The following is a 16,523-nucleotide window of genomic DNA, read 5'->3' as shown; positions in this document are numbered from 1 at the left end:
GAGGGTAGCGTGAAAAAAGTGATTACAGGTGGACTCATTGCGACAGCTTCAGATATGTATGAGGCAGATATTTTAATAGAGAACGGCAAAATCGTGCAAATCGGCAAAAATATATTAGCTGACGGAGCGGAAATTGTAGATGCAACGGGTAAAATCGTGATGCCTGGGGGAATTGATCCGCATACGCATTTGGATATGCCTTTCAACAACACGGTGACAGACGATGATTGGAAGTCGGGTACAATTGCGGCTGCCTTCGGTGGGACGACGACCATTTTAGATTTTTGCTTATCTGCTGGTGAAGAAAAACTTGCGACGGCTGTGAAAAAGTGGCATGTAAAAGCAAAAGGTAAATCAGCCATTGACTACGGTTTCCATTTAATGATTGGTGAATTAACGCCTGAAACAGAGGCCGAGTTACCGTTGTTACTAGAGCAGGAAGGGATTACGTCCATCAAGGTGTTCATGGCTTATGCGAAAGAATTCCAGGCGACAGACCGTACGCTGTTCAAAGCATTTAAAATCGCAAAAGACATGGGCGCTGTTGTCATGGTGCACTGTGAAAATGGCTCAGTCATCGACGAATTAGTAGAGGAGGCGAAACAAGCTGGTCAGACGGCTCCAATTTATCACGCACTGACGCGTCCCGCAGAATTAGAGGGTGAGGCGACGAAACGGGCCATTGAACTAGCGCATATCGCAGGGGCCAAGCTTTATGTTGTACATGTAACGTGTAAAGAGGCACTAGATGAAATTATCGCAGCGCGTGAAAAGGGCTATGACGTGTATGGGGAAACATGTCCACCGTATTTAACGCTCGATCAATCAGCGTTAGCACAGCCAGGCTTCGAGGGGGCGAAATATGTTTGGTCACCACCACTTCGCCCGAAATATCATCAAGAGCATTTGTGGAATGCGTTAAAAGCCAAGCAACTGCAAACAATTGGCTCGGACCAATGTTCATTTAGCTTTAACGGGAAAAAGCAATTAGGGTTAAATGACTTTTCTAAAATTCCAAATGGTGGACCGTTTATTGAAGATCGTTTCAGCATTTTATTTTCTGAAGGTGTGGCGAAAGGGCGAATCTCCATCCATGATTTCGTCGCTATGATTTCGACAAGTGCCGCAAAAATTTTCGGCTTATATCCACAAAAAGGAACGATTGCTATGGGATCTGACGCGGATATCGTAATTTTTGATCCTACGGTAAAACGTGAAATTTCAGCGAACACCCACCATATGAATGTCGATTACAACCCGTATGAGGGATGGGAAGTGACTGGAGAGCCTATCAGTGTACTTGTGCGTGGTGAATACGTCATTAAAAACAAACAATTTGTAGGAGAATTAGGCAGTGGCCAATATATCAAGCGTGCACTACAGCCGACGACTGCACAAACAATCAACGTCTAAACATCAATTCATGAGGGGGGAATGTTTCAATGACTTCGCAACTCCAACGGAATTTTGTGGAAATGACTAGCAGGATGACAAAAAATGAAGCATTAGAAGAGGCTAATCGCTGTCTGTACTGCTATGACGCACCTTGCATTACAGCTTGCCCGACAAGTATTCCAATTCCGAATTTCATTAAAAAAATTGCTTCCGGTAATATGAAAGGTTCGGCCATGACGATTATGGAGGCCAATCCGATTGGTGCAAGCTGTGCTCGAGTATGCCCGACCGAGGAATTATGTGAAGGGGCATGTGTGTTGAATTCCTCGACAAAGCCTATTAAAATCGGGCACTTGCAACGTTATGCAACAGATTGGGCGATGGAATCAGACGTCGAGCTATTTAAAAAAGGTCAAACAAATGGACAAAAGGTAGCGATTATTGGCGCTGGTCCAGCTGGTTTATCGGCAGCGCGTGAGCTTAGTCGCTTTGGCTATAGTGTCACAATTTTTGAAGCAGAAGCAAAGGCGGGTGGCTTGGGCAGCTACGGCATCGTGTCATTCCGATTACCGAATGATGTAGTGGATTGGGAAGTGGCGCAAGTTGTAAAGCTTGGTGTGGACATTAAAACAAACACAACAGTAGGCGTGGATATTTCTGCTGAGGAAATTTTAGCGCAATATGACAGCGTTATTTTAGCTGTTGGTATGGGTGCCGTCCCTAATCTTGGCATTAATGGTGAGGAACTAGCTGGCGTTCATGATGCCATTGAGTTTGTAAAGCACACGAAAATGGGTGCACTGACAGAAGACTTAGTAGGTAAACGTGTTGCGGTTATCGGTGCTGGTAACACTGCCATCGATGGTGCAACCTGTGCTGTGCGCCTAGGTGCGGAGCAAGTGGACATTCTATATAGAAGAACAGAAAAAGAGATGACTGCCTACCAATTTGAATATGAATTTGCCAAGCAGGATGGCATTGGATTTAAGTGGCTGACAGCGCCGAAACAAATTATCGGTGATGAGGCAGGGAAAGTAGTGGGGCTTGAATGCGTCAAGATGCAGCTAGGAAAGGCGGGTGCAGACGGCAGGCAACGACCTGAAGTAATCAAGGGATCTGAGTTTGTTATAGAGGTCGACGCGGTCATTAAAGCAATTGGACAAACGCGATTTGTCTCGCTCATCGAAGGGTTTGGATTACAGCATACGAACGGAGTGGTAGACATTGATGAAACGACTATGCAAACATCGAATGACAAAGTGTTTGCCTGTGGAGATGTCGTGTTCGGCAATGGCCAAGGGGAAGCAATGGTGGTAACAGCTGCACAGCAAGGTAAAGATGCTGCTTACGTCATTCATGAGCGTTTAAGAAAACCGAGCGAGATCGCATAGGGGGGATGTAGCATGGCAGACTTACGAATTGACTTAGCGGGGATTAAATCACCGAATCCATTTTGGTTAGCTTCGGCACCACCGACTAATTCGGGCTATCAAGTGCAACGAGCATTTGAAGCGGGCTGGGGTGGCGCGGTTTGGAAAACATTGGGCGAACCAATTTTAAATGTTTCATCGCGCTTTGCGGCTGTCAGCTTTAACGGACAGAGAGTAGCGGGCTTTAATAATATTGAGCTCATTACGGATCGTCCGTTAGAGGTTAATTTACAGGAAATTATTGAAACGAAAAAAAAGTTCCCTAATCATGCCATTATCGCTTCATTAATGGTAGAGCCACAACAGGAAAAGTGGCATGAGATTGTCAAAAAAGTAGAAGCTGTGGGGGTTGATGGTCTTGAGCTTAATTTTGGTTGTCCACATGGGATGGCAGAACGAGGAATGGGGGCTGCCTCTGGTCAAGTCCCTGAATTGGTTGAAAAGCAAACGCACTGGGTGAAGGAAGTTGCACGCACACCTGTTATCGTCAAGCTAACGCCAAATATTACGGATATTACGATGACGGCAGAAGCGGCAGTGCGTGGCGGTGCAGATGCCGTTAGTATGATTAATACGATTAACAGCTTAGCAGGTGTCGATTTAGATTCATGGAATACGGTGCCACATGTTGGTGGGAAGGGGTCACATGGCGGATATTGTGGGCCTGCTGTCAAGCCGATTGCACTAAATATGGTCGCAGAATGTGCGCGAAATACTTTCGTCAATGTACCAATTTCAGGAATAGGTGGGATTTCAAATTGGCAGGATGCTGCGGAATTTATGCTAATGGGTGCAACGGGCGTACAAGTTTGTACAGCAGCGATGCACCACGGATTTAGTATTGTCGAAGATATGATTGATGGACTTAATAATTATCTGGATGAGAAGGGCATTGCCTCAGTGATGGATTTAGTCGGTCAGTCGGTTCAACGTTATTCTAACTGGGGTGACTTAGATTTAAATTACAAAGTTGTTGCTGAAATTAATAATGATGTTTGTATTAATTGCAATAAATGCCATATTGCGTGTGAAGATACGTCACATCAATGTATTGACCTATACACAGAGAGTGGTCGTCCGATGCTAAAGGTGCGTGAACAAGATTGTGTAGGCTGTAATCTATGCTCGATTGTGTGCCCAGTAGACGGTGCGATTTCGATGGTCGAAAGAAAGTCCACTATTGCGCCAATGACTTGGAACGAACGTCAGTCACTTATCAGCAGTTTTGCTCGATAAAAAAGTAGTGTGGATTTCCGTTCCGGCTGTGCGTTTTCCGGGGGGGGAGTCCGATGAGCCGCTTCGGGGCAACGGGATGTTGGGAACGAAGGCGCCGTCACACCCGTATACTCCAATCAACAAGCAATATAATATTAATACGCACTTTATTCAAATGGCGTAAATAATACCATCAGCTTCACGCAAAATGTCCGCATACAAAACTATGCAGCATCCCCACCTATGCCAAATGAAAAAAGTTCAACTGTAGTGGAATATGCTCTCAAGTACAGATTTTGGTGTAGAACAAAAAAGTCAATTGTTTATACGTTAACTGGAAATCTACTATAAGGGAGAGACATGAATGGCGAATGGTGGGGATTATTTAAAATCACCAGATTTACTTCCAGTGACACATCAACAAAGAAGTATCGGGACATTTGGTTTTGCAGTGATTTGGGTAGGAATGGCCATCGTTTTAGCCGCCTTTGCAATTGGCGGATCGGCTATTATGAGTTTGCCATTGCCGATGGTAATTTTAGCAACAATGATAGGTTCCGTTTTAATCGGCGTATTTATGACGTTAATCGGTGATATTGGTATAGAGCACGGTTTGTCCTTCCCGGTTTATATGCGTGCCCCATTTGGTACAATTGGCACGCATTTACCATCGCTCGTTCGTGGGGTGACAGCTGCTTGTTGGTTCGGGATTAACACCTATTTTGGTGCAATGGCAATAAACGGGATTTTGAATTTGTTATTCGGCTTTAATAATTGGTTTTTATGTTTCCTTGTTTTTGCGGCATTACAGTTATTTAATACATCGCTCGGCATTAAATCCATTGAGCGCTTTGCGGATTTGGCGGCGCCGATTATTATTTTAATATCGTGCTGGATGTACTTTACGCTTGCCGATCATGCAACGGCTCAAGGGAAAGATGTGTGGACTTGGGTGGAATCGCCGACGACAGGGATGGCAGCTTTTACAGCATTCATGGTCGTGATTATGGCGAACATGGGATTCTGGGCAACGTTAGCAGCTGATATGCCATCACTATCACGTTTCTTTAAAGCTCCAAAAAATGAACGCAATTGGTTCAAGCGCAATAAAACGCAGCTAGTTGGCTCTTTAATCGTGATGCCGATTACCAATACATTTATCGTAGCCATTGGTGCAGTGTGTTATATGGCGGTGGCATCTGCTGATCCGGTAAACGCCTTGCAACAAAGTGCAAGTGGATTTGTGTTAGGGATTTTATTGCTGATGATTGTGTTAGCGCAATGGTCGACAAATACGTCCGCCAACGTTATTCCTGCGGCAACGATTTTTTCGAACATTGGTGGACCAAAAGTGCCGTTCTGGGTTGGGGTTATCGTCACGGGGGTTATTGGGGTTTTAGCACAGCCGTGGAGCTTATTTGTTGTCTTAGTCAATGCGCTATTAATCATTGGCGGTATTTTAACAGCAATTGTGGGGATATTATTCGCCGATTATTATTTAATCCGTAAACGTCGTGTGAACGTAAAAGATTTGTACGAGTTAGATGGCCAATATAGGTATATGAATGGCTTTAACTTAGCAGGGTTAATCGCTTGGGTGATCGGCGGTGTCTTAGCGAATATGTTCCCAACGTATTCTTCATTGGTGGGCTTTTTCGCGGGGGCACTTGTGTACTATGTCTTGGCGAAATATTGGTGGTTCAAAAAGTACCCGCAAGCCGAACTAGACGATCCTAGTGACGCCAAGTATTTAGGTATTACAATTGGTCATGATTGGGACGATATCGTCGTGCAAGAAAGCGAAGCTAAAGATGCTTAATAAGAAAAGCGAGGTGTGTGTATGTCGGATCATTTACTAAGCATGGATGAAATGAAAAAAGTAGATGACTATTTAGACAGGGGCTTTAAAGTCCGTTATGTGTATGAAAATTTAAGTGGGATGTTTGTCGAGTTTGAACGGCAGGAAGAAGTTTGTTTACAGATTCTGACCGCCGAAGCGCGTAAATATATTGCGGAAAAGCTCCAAGAACAAACGCTGTTATAAGATAGTATGTCAAGTTAATATGAAGTAGTGAAAACTCTATTCTATTACATACTAGAATAGAGTTTTAATGTTGTGCATTTATCTTCATTAGCAAATGTTGGTCTATTTAAAAGCATCAATTTTGTAAGTCGATTCCTGTACGTCAAGGAATCGGCTTATTGTTAGTTTGAAATTTGTTGAGGGTACTAAATTTACGCTTTGTTAGCAATAGTATTTACAAAGAAATCTTTATATTGTGATATTTAGTAGGTTTGTGATACATCGGAATTATGTGATAAAATAAAATTTACCAAAGACGAAAGTATTTGAAGTAAAAGAAGACCGATAACACGTAAAAATATTACAAAAAACGTACTCGTTCTAAAAAATCAAATTGTTTAAGGGGGTCGTTTGCAGATGATAACAGAGAATAAAGACCAAACTATATTTGGTCACGTTGGAAATAAAATAAAAACAGATAGAGAGATTGATATAATCACTAGACTAGAAGAACCGTTGATAGTGATTTTAGGAAATGTTTTAAGTAACGAAGAATGCGATGAATTAATCAGATTGTCAATGGACAAAATGCAACGTTCAAAAATTGGGACGACACGTGAAGTAAACGAACTGAGAACAAGTAGTAGTATGTTTTTTCAAGAAAGTGAAAATGAAATTGTTGCCAGAGTTGAAAATAGAATCTCAACTATTATGAATATACCCATTGAACACGGAGAAGGCATTCAAATCCTTAATTATACTCCCGGTCAAGAGTATAAAGCTCATTATGATTATTTTTCATCAACCAGTAAAGTAGTAAACAATAATCGAATTAGTACGCTCGTTATGTACTTAAATGATGTAGAACAAGGTGGAGAAACTTTTTTCCCTAAACTGAATTTTTCAGTATCGCCAAAAAAAGGCATGGCAGTTTATTTCGAGTACTTCTATAACGATAAAAATTTAAACGAATTAACTTTACATGGCGGAGCACCGGTTATAACTGGAGAAAAGTGGGTCGCAACGCAATGGATGAGAAAACAAAAAATAAGGTGAAAAGGTCCTTTAATTTAAGTATCCATTCAACTGTTGTTGCGGCAAAAGTAGGAATGAATGATGGAGACTATAAATAAAGGGTTATTGAAAATAAAAGTAATACTGCCAGTCATTAATCCAGGTTGCAATGCATATAATAAAGTTGACCAATCGCCTTGAATAAGATTTTATTCATAGGAGAGGCTAATGGTTATCAGGCGACTTTTATGGTATCCTGAGATTTGAAATATGGTGATGATTAGGCACCGTGAAAACTTGATACACTTTCCGGACTTCGGGTGCCGGAGGTTTGCAAGCAACATGAAAACCTAATCATTGTATTCGAGAAGAAGAGGGGGGAGTAGTCATACTTACCTCTCTTCTTTTTGATTGAAAATGATTACTCGATATGATGAATGATAAATAGATAAATGAAATGTTACTACCAAGTATCGCTATGATGAGCGAGTTCGCGGACTTACGAGAGCTTGCAAGTACGTAAAAGATGTGGAAATGAAAATAACAATGTGTATTAGAATAAACATGGTAAAGAAGCTACTGATCTATAATGAAGAGGTGAGGAAAGTTTCGATTTTGCGTTCAATTCGAAGGGGTTATCAATTTTTTGTAGATATACCTACTTAGTTGACCCATAGATTGAATCCAATTGTATACTATTGATAAATAACTCGAACAGTGTTTGCATGTAAGGAGAAAGTTCTGACTCAACTAATAGAACTTTGATGGTGTAAGGATATGGTTTTTTTATTAATCTTATTAACTCTTTTGATGCTAAATCAAACACTGTTGTTGCTAAACTACATAAAACACGTTTTATTCTGCCATTGAATGAAACGTGTTATTTTTATTGAGTTTTTTAAGGAAGAAGGAAAGCGCTAGGTGTTCTAAAAGACAATAACTGTAGTAATTAGCTGTATATTTACCCCGTAGTTGGAATCTGCTTAGCAAAAGTAAAAACCACCTGGAGTTACTAGGATATGAAATTTCAAAGACCGTGCACCCTTCAAAATGAATCAGATGCATTTGTGCTTCGATAAAGAGGAGGAACTATCTTCATTTTTTACCTGTTTGTACCTAAAGAACCGTTTCCGGAAATTGATTCTAAATCAACTTTATAGAATAGTCAGATACATTATACTTAATATTGTAACCTAACTATATCCCAGGGGGCTTGATTAAGTATGAAAAGAAAACCGTTTATTGCTTTATTGATTGCCACAAGTTTATCAGTAGGGCTACCAGCGGCGCATGCAAAGGAAACGCCTGCTCCACCGCCTCAGGCTCAGCAAGCTTTTGATAATAAAATTATCAAAAAAATTAACGTTGAGAGCATTTATAACGACATTTCCCATCTTTCCAGCGAACCGCGTGTAGCTGGTACAGAAGCTGAATGGAATGCTGTTCAGTATATCGAATCCAAATTTTCATCATTTGGATACGAGACCGAGATTCAGCCTTTTACATTTGAAAGTTACCAAGCGCCAAAAGTTTCCGTTACTATAGCGGGTGATACTCTCTCTTCAAATAGCTTTACATATACACAGAATGGGAAAGTGTCAGGTGATGTGGTTTATGCAGGACTTGCAACTGAGGCTGATTTATCTGGTATCGAGTTAGTCGGCAAGATTGCTTTGGTCAAGAGGGGGGATATCTCCTTTGCCGATAAAGTGCTAAACGCTGCACGGGCAGGAGCATCTGCGGTGATTATCTATAATAATACTTCGGGATCATTGTCTGGAACCCTTGGTGCACCAAATGACGAATTCGTTCCAGCTGTTTCTCTTACACAAGCCGATGGAGAAAGGCTTACCTCTTCATTAGCTGAAGGACAAGCTATTTCTGCAACTGTCAAAGTCACTGATGGCGCTATTCTACAAAAAACATCCCATAATGTTGTTGCTATCAAAGAACCTACTAATAAGAAGAAAGGTACCAATCAGATCATTGTTGTTGGTGCCCACCATGACTCCGTTCCAGGATCTCCAGGTGCAAATGATGATGCTTCAGGAGTAGCTACTTCTATTGAGTTAGCTCGTGTAATGGCCAATATGCCTACTGATACGGAAATTCGCTTCGTAACGTTCGGTGCGGAAGAAATAGGACTTCTTGGATCATATGCTTATGTCGAAACATTATCTCAAGATGAGCGCGATCGGATTGTCGGTATGTTCCAAATGGATATGGTAGGAAGTAGGGACGCTGGAGAGCTGGTCATGTTCACGGTTGACGGGGAGAAAAATGCCGTTACCGACCTCTCTGCGGCTGCGGGAGTGAGAACAGGGACTCCATTAAGTTATGGAAAAGAGGGACGAAGCGATCATGTGCCGTTTTATTATGCGGGCATTCCAGCTGCCTTGTTTATTCATACTCCTACTGAGCCTTGGTACCATACACCGAATGATTCACTTGATAAAATCAGCAAAGAGAAACTTCAAGAGACAGCAGAAATCGTTGGGGCAGCGGTATATCAAGTTGCGCGTCCTGACACACCCTCTTTAGAGAGATCAAGAGTTTCACCAAAACCGGTTGAGTATGAGAAAGTAATCGGCGGACTACAATAAGAGATTATAGAAAAAAGCGGGAGAAAGGTCCCCGCTTTTTTTCTGTTAATGTTTGGAGAAGTGATAGTTGATTAACGTGGTCTTGGGGTTAATTGTATATGAATCCCAGCGAGTTGCTCGTATGTGAATTGGCATAGCTTCTTTTTCATTGTCCATCAAGTCAATCGTTTCATTGTATTTTAGTTTCTTGGAAGACCATGACTCAGTACAAATGAAGTCGTTCCTAATTCATAGTAATGAAACTTTTAATTAATCAATATTTGCCTAGAACAATCGGGGATAATTGATTCTCTTAGAAATGAAATAAAGGAATGCACAACGGGGGAAACCTCTGTTTTACTCCAAGCTACTCCAGTATTGTATGTCTGAAAATTATGCTGTAATGGAAAATAGACAATATCATCGTTTTTAACAAATTGAATGGATGAAGGTAAGATTGCAATCCCCATCCCTGAAGCGACGAAGGAGACAACAGTATGCAATTCTTCTGCTTCTTGCGTTTTCTTTGGACTAAAACCTGCAGACTGACAAAGGCTAATAATAGAATCATAATAACCTTCACCCGAATTTCTTGGCGTCATAATGAATCGTTCATTAACAAGGTTAGCTAAATTGATTTTTCCCTTTTGCTGAGCTAAATGATGTGTTTTCGGTAATACCACAATAAATGGCTCTTCATGCAATAGTTCGATATTTAACGATTCGCTTGTCACTGGCATGACTACTAACCCAACATGAATAGCATTTTTTTGAAAAGATTTAATTTGTTCAGCAGTTGTCATTTGTTTTAAAATGATACTTATATTCGGATAAACTTCTTGATACGCTCTTAGAATTGTTGGGAGTAGGTCAAAGGCGATTGCTCCTGTGAAGGCTAATATTAACTGACCAGATTCACCACGATCTACTCTTTTCGCTTCCTCACAAGCTTGATCGATAAGATTCATAATACTATAGGCATTCTTTAGAAAAGATTTCCCGGCTGCGGTTAAATCTACTCGCTGTCTCGTTCGTGAAAAAAGCAATAAACCCAATTCCGTTTCAAGTTGTTTAATTTGTTGACTTAATGGAGGCTGTGAAATCTGTAGGCGGATAGCCGCTCTTCCGAAATGAAGTTCTTCTGCTACAGCAATAAAATATCTTAAATGACGCAATTCCATAAGTGCATATTCCCCCTTGATATTTTTAAAGTCTCAAAGTCTAGTAAAACAAGTATTAGACATATGGATTTACCTAATATAAGCTTACTATATCAAAGATTCAGAATTAAATGTATATTCTAATGTGATATATACATGATTTCTGTGCTTGAAATTAAAATAGTGGGGGAATGTGCAAATGACAACAGCGATAACTAAAAATGTGAAAGAAAGAGTTAGTGCTTATTTAAAAGAAAATCGGGAAAAGCTAGTGTCCGATCTCCAGACATTAATTCAAATCCCTAGTGAATCAGGATATGAAGGCCCTGTTCAAGAACATATTCGAAAGAAAATGGTTGACCTTGGCCTTGATGTTGACACATTCGAAGCAGATGATTCGGTTCGAAATCACCCGGAATATACAGAGTCAGTAGTAGAGCGGGAGGTTGGCTTTAAAGGTCGACCAAATGTGGTTGGAAAATGGGCTGGTTCGGGAGGTAAAGGGAAATCCTTATTAATGTTTACTCACGTAGATACTGTTCCCGTAGGAGATCCTGTTCATTGGAGTTATCCGCCACTTCAGGGGGTAATTGAAAATGGCATCATGTATGGCCGAGGGACCGCTGACAATAAAGGTGGATTTGGATCTATCCTTGCGGCTTTGGAAATTATCCATGACTTGGGTTTACAACCGAATGCAGACATTACAGCGATATCTGTAGTTGATGAAGAAGTCGGTGGCGCTGCAGGTGCCGTTGCAATGACTCAACGATTGCAAGAGGAAGGATTTAAGGCTGATGCTTGTATTTACCCTCATCCACTAACTCCCGGATTAGCACCTCAGATTGCCTGTGCCGGTGGACTAATTTTTAAAGTCAAGGTAAAAGGGCTTGCTGCACATAATTTGAATGGACAAATTGGCGTAAATGCGATTGGCAAGGCTATCAAAATATATGAAGCGTTAGTAGAGTTAGATGAAGAACGGGCCAAAACGATTAAATACGCACTATTTGAAAGGTATTTTGAAGCTTCAAATATGCCAGTTCGTTCTACTAATTTAACTCCAGCTATTATGAATGCTGGTGATTGGGCATATAAAGTTCCAGCCGAATGTGAACTAACAGGAACAATTGGTTATCCACCAAATGAAAAACTAGATGATGTAAAAGCACAAATTGTAGCAGCGATCAATAAAGTTGCAACCAGAGATGAATGGCTAACAGCTCATCCACCTGAAATTAGTTGGGAGTGGCAGACAAGTGCAGCGGAAATCAGTCCTGATCATCCCCTTGTAACATTGTCGAAGTCAAATATTGACAAAGTTACAGGCAAGGACACGGAAATTTTAGGAATGCCTACATTTAGTGATATTCGCTTATCAATTCTACATTTGAATATCCCTACAATAATTTACGGTCCAACAGGTGGTAATTTACACGGCGCTGATGAGTGGCTAAACTTGGAGGAGTGGCTTCAGTGTGTTGAAATTAACGTTCTTAACATACTCGAATGGTGTGGATTTGAAGAAGTAAGTTAAGGATCGTCAATGATGGAACATCATCAAGAAATCTGATCTATAGAAAAGATTGTTCAATATAGTGTGTCCTTGTTTTATTAAAGTGCATTCTTCTAGTCTGTGAAGGGTTGAGAAATTATTCTCATAAATTCGGATATGAAGAGGTGCACTTTTCTATGTTCTAAATTTAATGATACCTGTAACTACTTTTCATCGGCTTGATACGCAATATTTGGATACTTCAATTTTGATTATACTCTAAAAAGGGGTGCACATAATGGCTAAGGCTAAACTTGCAGTTGATGTTGGGGGAACATTTACCGATATAATATTGATATGTGAAGAGAAAAATACATTTACTGTCCATAAGGTTCCGAGTACTATTGAAGATCAATCGATAGGGGTAGTTAAAGGCATTGAAGAAATATGTGGAAATGCAAATATCCCACTTTCTGATGTAGATTATATTTTGCACGGAACGACAGTTGCTACAAATATTACAATTGAACGAGATGGAGCGACTGTAGGAATGTTAACCACAAAAAACTACAGAGATATTTTACACATCGCCCGTCATAAAAAGGTTGAAAACTTCTCAATCCAACAGGATCTTCCATGGCAATCAGAGCCATTAGTAAAGCGCCGCCATAGACTTCCGATTACGGAAAAACTGTCTGCTCCAAGTGGAGAAATTACGACACCATTAAAAGAAGAGGATGTGCGAGCGGCTGTTCAACAACTAAAAGATTCAGATGTTGACGTTGTAATTGTCTGTTTCATGTTCTCGTTCCTAAATGACGTTCATGAGCGTAGAGCAAAAGAAATTGTTAATGAATTATGGCCAGAAGAACTGTGCTTTACTTCAAGTGAAGTAGTCCCACAAATTAGAGAATATGAACGATTCAGTACGACGGCAATGAATGCTTATGTAGCGCCTAAGGTAAGTCGTTATGTAGATCATTTAGTCGATTCACTTGAAAGAATTGGGAGCAAGGGGAAATTGCACATTATGCAATCATCTGGAGGAATGGCTTCCGTTGAAATGGCAACCGCAACACCTGTGACACTATTAAAATCAGGACCTGCTGGGGGCATCTTAGCTGCAGTCAGGTGGGGAGAATTAGATAATATCGAGAACTTGATTAGTGTTGATATTGGAGGAACTTCTGCTGACATATCAGTCATTCCAAATAGAACAGCTAAACTTGTCAATTCCCTTGATGCTACCGTTAATAGTTCGCCGGTACTTACTCCGATGGTTGATGTAGAAACAATCGGTGCCGGTGGTGGATCAATAGCTTACGTTGACTCTGGAGGAGCTTTCAGGGTGGGGCCAAAAAGCGCAGGTGCCAATCCAGGTCCGGCTTGTTACAATCAAGGCGGTCAAGATCCCTGTGTAACTGATGCTAATATTGTGTTAGGTAGACTGGATAAAGAGCAATTTCTCGGTGGGGATCTCAATATAGATCCAGAGCTCAGTTTTAAGGCAATGGAAAGACTAGCGAAACAATTGAATATGACCACGGAAGAAGCTGCTTTAGGGGTCCTTAAGATCATCAATAACCATATGGCGTTATCAGTCCGTGCAAGCTCCGTTAAAAAAGGGACAGATCCAAGAGAATTTTCGTTATTTGCTGCTGGAGGGGCAGGTCCATTACATGCTGTTGATTTGGCTGACGCAATCGACTCCAAATCAGTCGTTGTTCCAACATATCCAGGAGTCGCTGCAGCGATAGGCCTGCTGGTAGGAAATCTTAAATATGATTTCATAAAATCACGAGTAGCGAGTTCAGAAAACATTACTGAAGAGGTCATTTCTACTATCAATAATGATTTTGAAGGACTAATTGATAAAGCAAAAACTCAATTAAAGAAAGATGGTATTGACTCAAAGTTTATTGTAATTGAAAGAATTGCAGAATGCCGTTATGTCGGTCAGGGGATAGAATTACGTGTTCCATTACCCGAAGGAGAACTTACAGAAGACTCAATGAACGAAATTTATAATAATTTCCATAAGGTGCATGAACAAGAATATGGACATCATTTTTCAGACACTCATGTGCAGATAATAACTTTACGTGTCATTGGAACTGGTCAAATACCTTCTATGGATATACCTAAATTGGAAAGTGGAAATAGGGATAATCCTAAAGAAGCCATCGCGTATGTACGTGATACCGTATTTGAAATAGATGGAGTAATAAAGCGTTTACCAACACCACGTTTCAAACGAGATAAGTTACTCGCCCATGACATGAAAAATGGACCCGCAATTGTCGTGCAACGCGATTCTACAACATTAATCCCGCCAAACTGGGAAGCTACTGTTTCAATTTACGGAACACTCTTGGTATCGGCTAAAAACATAACGATAGAAACAGAACAATAGTTAGTTGAAATTAGCTTGTAAAGGGGAGGAAAATCACATGACGTTAAAAAATATAAACAGGGGAAAACTGGATCCTGTAACACTTTAGATTATTGGCGGTGCGCTTCATACAATTGCGAAAGAAATGGCCCATGTAATTGAACGGATGGCATACTCTTCGCTCATTCGTGAATCAGAAGACCTAGGAGCGGGTGTATTTAATAAGTTTGGTCATACAATCGCTGAAGCTGATTCAACACCAATGCAACTAGGGTGTTTACCAGGGTATATCCAAGGATTTCAAAGTGTTTTGGGAGTTAATATACATCCAGGGGATATTATTTGGAATAATGATCCATACGCAGGTGCTTCACACTCTCCCGATATCTATGCCGAAGGGTTGATAATGAATGGAATTAAGTTCTATGAAAAAGGGGTTCGGAATGAGACAGTGGCTGAGATTGTCCGCCAAAATGTGCGGACACCTCGGGAAGTATTAGGTGATCTAGAAGCGCAAGTAGCTGGCTGCCGCCTTGGCGTTAAACGTTTTGTTGAATTGATGGATAAATACGGAAAAGATACTGTGCTACAGGCTTCTGAAGAGCTTATGGATTATTCGGAGCGCGTGATGAGGCAAGCGATTGCAAAGGTTCCAGATGGGGCATATGAAGCGGAATCATGGTTAGATGATGATGGTCGTAATTTGGGTAAACGACTAAGAGTGCATGTGAAAATTAATATTGAAGGGGATGAGCTAGAAGTAGATGTATCCGGCTCTTCGGATCAGACACCTACGGCATTCAATGCTTCGTATTCAGGTGCCCTTTGTGTAAGCGTTTACAGTGTGTTACGTTCCATATTTTTAGACACTGCTGTACATGAAGAATTTATTCCACCAAACCATGGAACTTTCCGACCGATTACAGTAACAGCTCGAAAAGGTTGTATATTTAATCCAATTAAACCAGCTGCTACATTCAGTCGGGCTAATCAAGTAAATACGGTTGCGGACTTGATCATCAAAGCTTTAGCACCAGTACTACCGGAACAAACATGTGCTGGTAGCTCTGCAAATATCCAATTTGCTTCTTATGCGGGTCTAGATGAGAATAGCGATTACTGGGTATATATCGAAGTTAACGAGGGGTCCTATGGTGGTCGTCCAGGCAAAGATGGGATGGATGCAATGGACTTTAGCTCATGGAACACCCGTAACAATCCAATAGAGGATCTCGATATGCATAAACCAATGGTTTGTGATAGATATGAATTGCGTGAAGATACTGGCGGTGCGGGTCGCTGGCGTGGAGGTCTTGGGATTGTCCGTAAGAATCGAATGTTAACAGATGGTTTTATGACAATGGAAGGGGATAAACATACAGTACGTCCATGGGGTTATAAAGGAGGATTGCCGGGTAATAGCGCAAGCCTCATCAAGAATCCCGATACAAACCCAGAACATCTTAGTTCCAAATTAAACGGGTACACGCTTATAGCGGGAGAATCGATTATGGTTTTGGTTCCATCCTCTGGCGGCTATGGTGACCCTCTGGATAGACCAGCAGAACAAGTATATGAAGATGTATTAGATGACTATGTATCGGAAGAAACTGCACTAAGGGATTACGGGGTCATCATTAAAAATAGAAAACTCGATTTAGAAGCTTCGATAGAGAATAGAAAAAAACTGCGTGAAAAAAGAGGTAAAGTTGAGTTATATACTGAATAAATTTAGATGATTAACGAGTAATACCTAAATTATCATGTTTCAACCATCAATGGAGCCATTTCAAGAAATGAAAAATTCATTTCTGGGA

11 protein-coding genes are annotated in these 16,523 nt (G+C 40.9%); 10 read left to right on the top strand and 1 reads right to left on the bottom strand.

Annotated features, from left to right (window positions below):
• Positions 1-9: 9 nt before the first annotated feature.
• From hydA to HDC33_RS16725, 7 genes are all read left to right on the top strand, one after another.
• Entirely contained in the window at positions 10-1,413 is a 1,404-nt protein-coding gene (gene hydA / locus HDC33_RS09100) for a dihydropyrimidinase (RefSeq protein WP_179392133.1), read from the top strand.
• A gap of 29 nt (positions 1,414-1,442) precedes the next feature.
• Positions 1,443-2,786 carry an NAD(P)-dependent oxidoreductase gene (locus HDC33_RS09095; RefSeq protein ID WP_179392132.1) on the top strand — a complete coding sequence of 448 codons (1,344 nt, stop codon included), beginning with the start codon at positions 1,443-1,445 and terminating at the stop codon, positions 2,784-2,786.
• Positions 2,787-2,798: 12 nt separating this feature from the next.
• Positions 2,799-4,061, top strand: coding sequence for an NAD-dependent dihydropyrimidine dehydrogenase subunit PreA (preA, locus tag HDC33_RS09090; RefSeq protein ID WP_179392131.1), 1,263 nt, complete (start codon positions 2,799-2,801; stop codon positions 4,059-4,061).
• A gap of 343 nt (positions 4,062-4,404) precedes the next feature.
• Positions 4,405-5,859 (top strand): NCS1 family transporter, encoded by a 1,455-nt coding sequence (locus tag HDC33_RS09085; protein WP_179392130.1) that lies wholly within the window; start codon positions 4,405-4,407, stop codon positions 5,857-5,859.
• Positions 5,860-5,880: 21 nt separating this feature from the next.
• Positions 5,881-6,084, top strand: a complete 204-nt coding sequence (locus tag HDC33_RS09080; protein WP_179392129.1) for a hypothetical protein — start codon at positions 5,881-5,883, stop codon at positions 6,082-6,084.
• Between the two features lie 396 nt (positions 6,085-6,480).
• The gene (locus HDC33_RS09075; protein WP_179392128.1) at positions 6,481-7,119 is read left to right on the top strand and encodes a 2OG-Fe(II) oxygenase; all 639 of its coding nucleotides are present in this window, start codon (positions 6,481-6,483) and stop codon (positions 7,117-7,119) included.
• Between the two features lie 1,181 nt (positions 7,120-8,300).
• The gene (locus HDC33_RS16725; protein WP_179392127.1) at positions 8,301-9,680 is read left to right on the top strand and encodes a M28 family peptidase; all 1,380 of its coding nucleotides are present in this window, start codon (positions 8,301-8,303) and stop codon (positions 9,678-9,680) included.
• A 245-nt stretch (positions 9,681-9,925) separates the two neighbouring features.
• Here HDC33_RS16725 and HDC33_RS09065 read toward each other — a convergent pair whose 3' ends face one another.
• Entirely contained in the window at positions 9,926-10,840 is a 915-nt protein-coding gene (locus tag HDC33_RS09065; protein ID WP_179392126.1) for a LysR family transcriptional regulator, read from the bottom strand.
• Between the two features lie 178 nt (positions 10,841-11,018).
• On the opposite strand from HDC33_RS09065, the gene HDC33_RS09060 reads away from it, so the two are divergent.
• From HDC33_RS09060 to HDC33_RS09050, 3 genes are all read left to right on the top strand, one after another.
• Positions 11,019-12,356 carry an ArgE/DapE family deacylase gene (locus tag HDC33_RS09060; protein WP_179392125.1) on the top strand — a complete coding sequence of 446 codons (1,338 nt, stop codon included), beginning with the start codon at positions 11,019-11,021 and terminating at the stop codon, positions 12,354-12,356.
• Between the two features lie 256 nt (positions 12,357-12,612).
• A complete protein-coding gene (locus HDC33_RS09055; protein WP_179392124.1) occupies positions 12,613-14,727 on the top strand; it encodes a hydantoinase/oxoprolinase family protein in 2,115 nt (704 codons plus the stop codon).
• Between the two features lie 88 nt (positions 14,728-14,815).
• The gene (locus tag HDC33_RS09050) at positions 14,816-16,435 is read left to right on the top strand and encodes a hydantoinase B/oxoprolinase family protein (RefSeq protein WP_370457461.1); all 1,620 of its coding nucleotides are present in this window, start codon (positions 14,816-14,818) and stop codon (positions 16,433-16,435) included.
• Positions 16,436-16,523 lie beyond the last annotated feature (88 nt).

It is taken from the genome of Sporosarcina sp. JAI121 (assembly GCF_013408665.1).
Classification (GTDB): domain Bacteria; phylum Bacillota; class Bacilli; order Bacillales_A; family Planococcaceae; genus Sporosarcina.
Note: the sequence above shows the minus strand (reverse complement) of the source record. Positions and strands in the feature narration are given on the sequence as shown.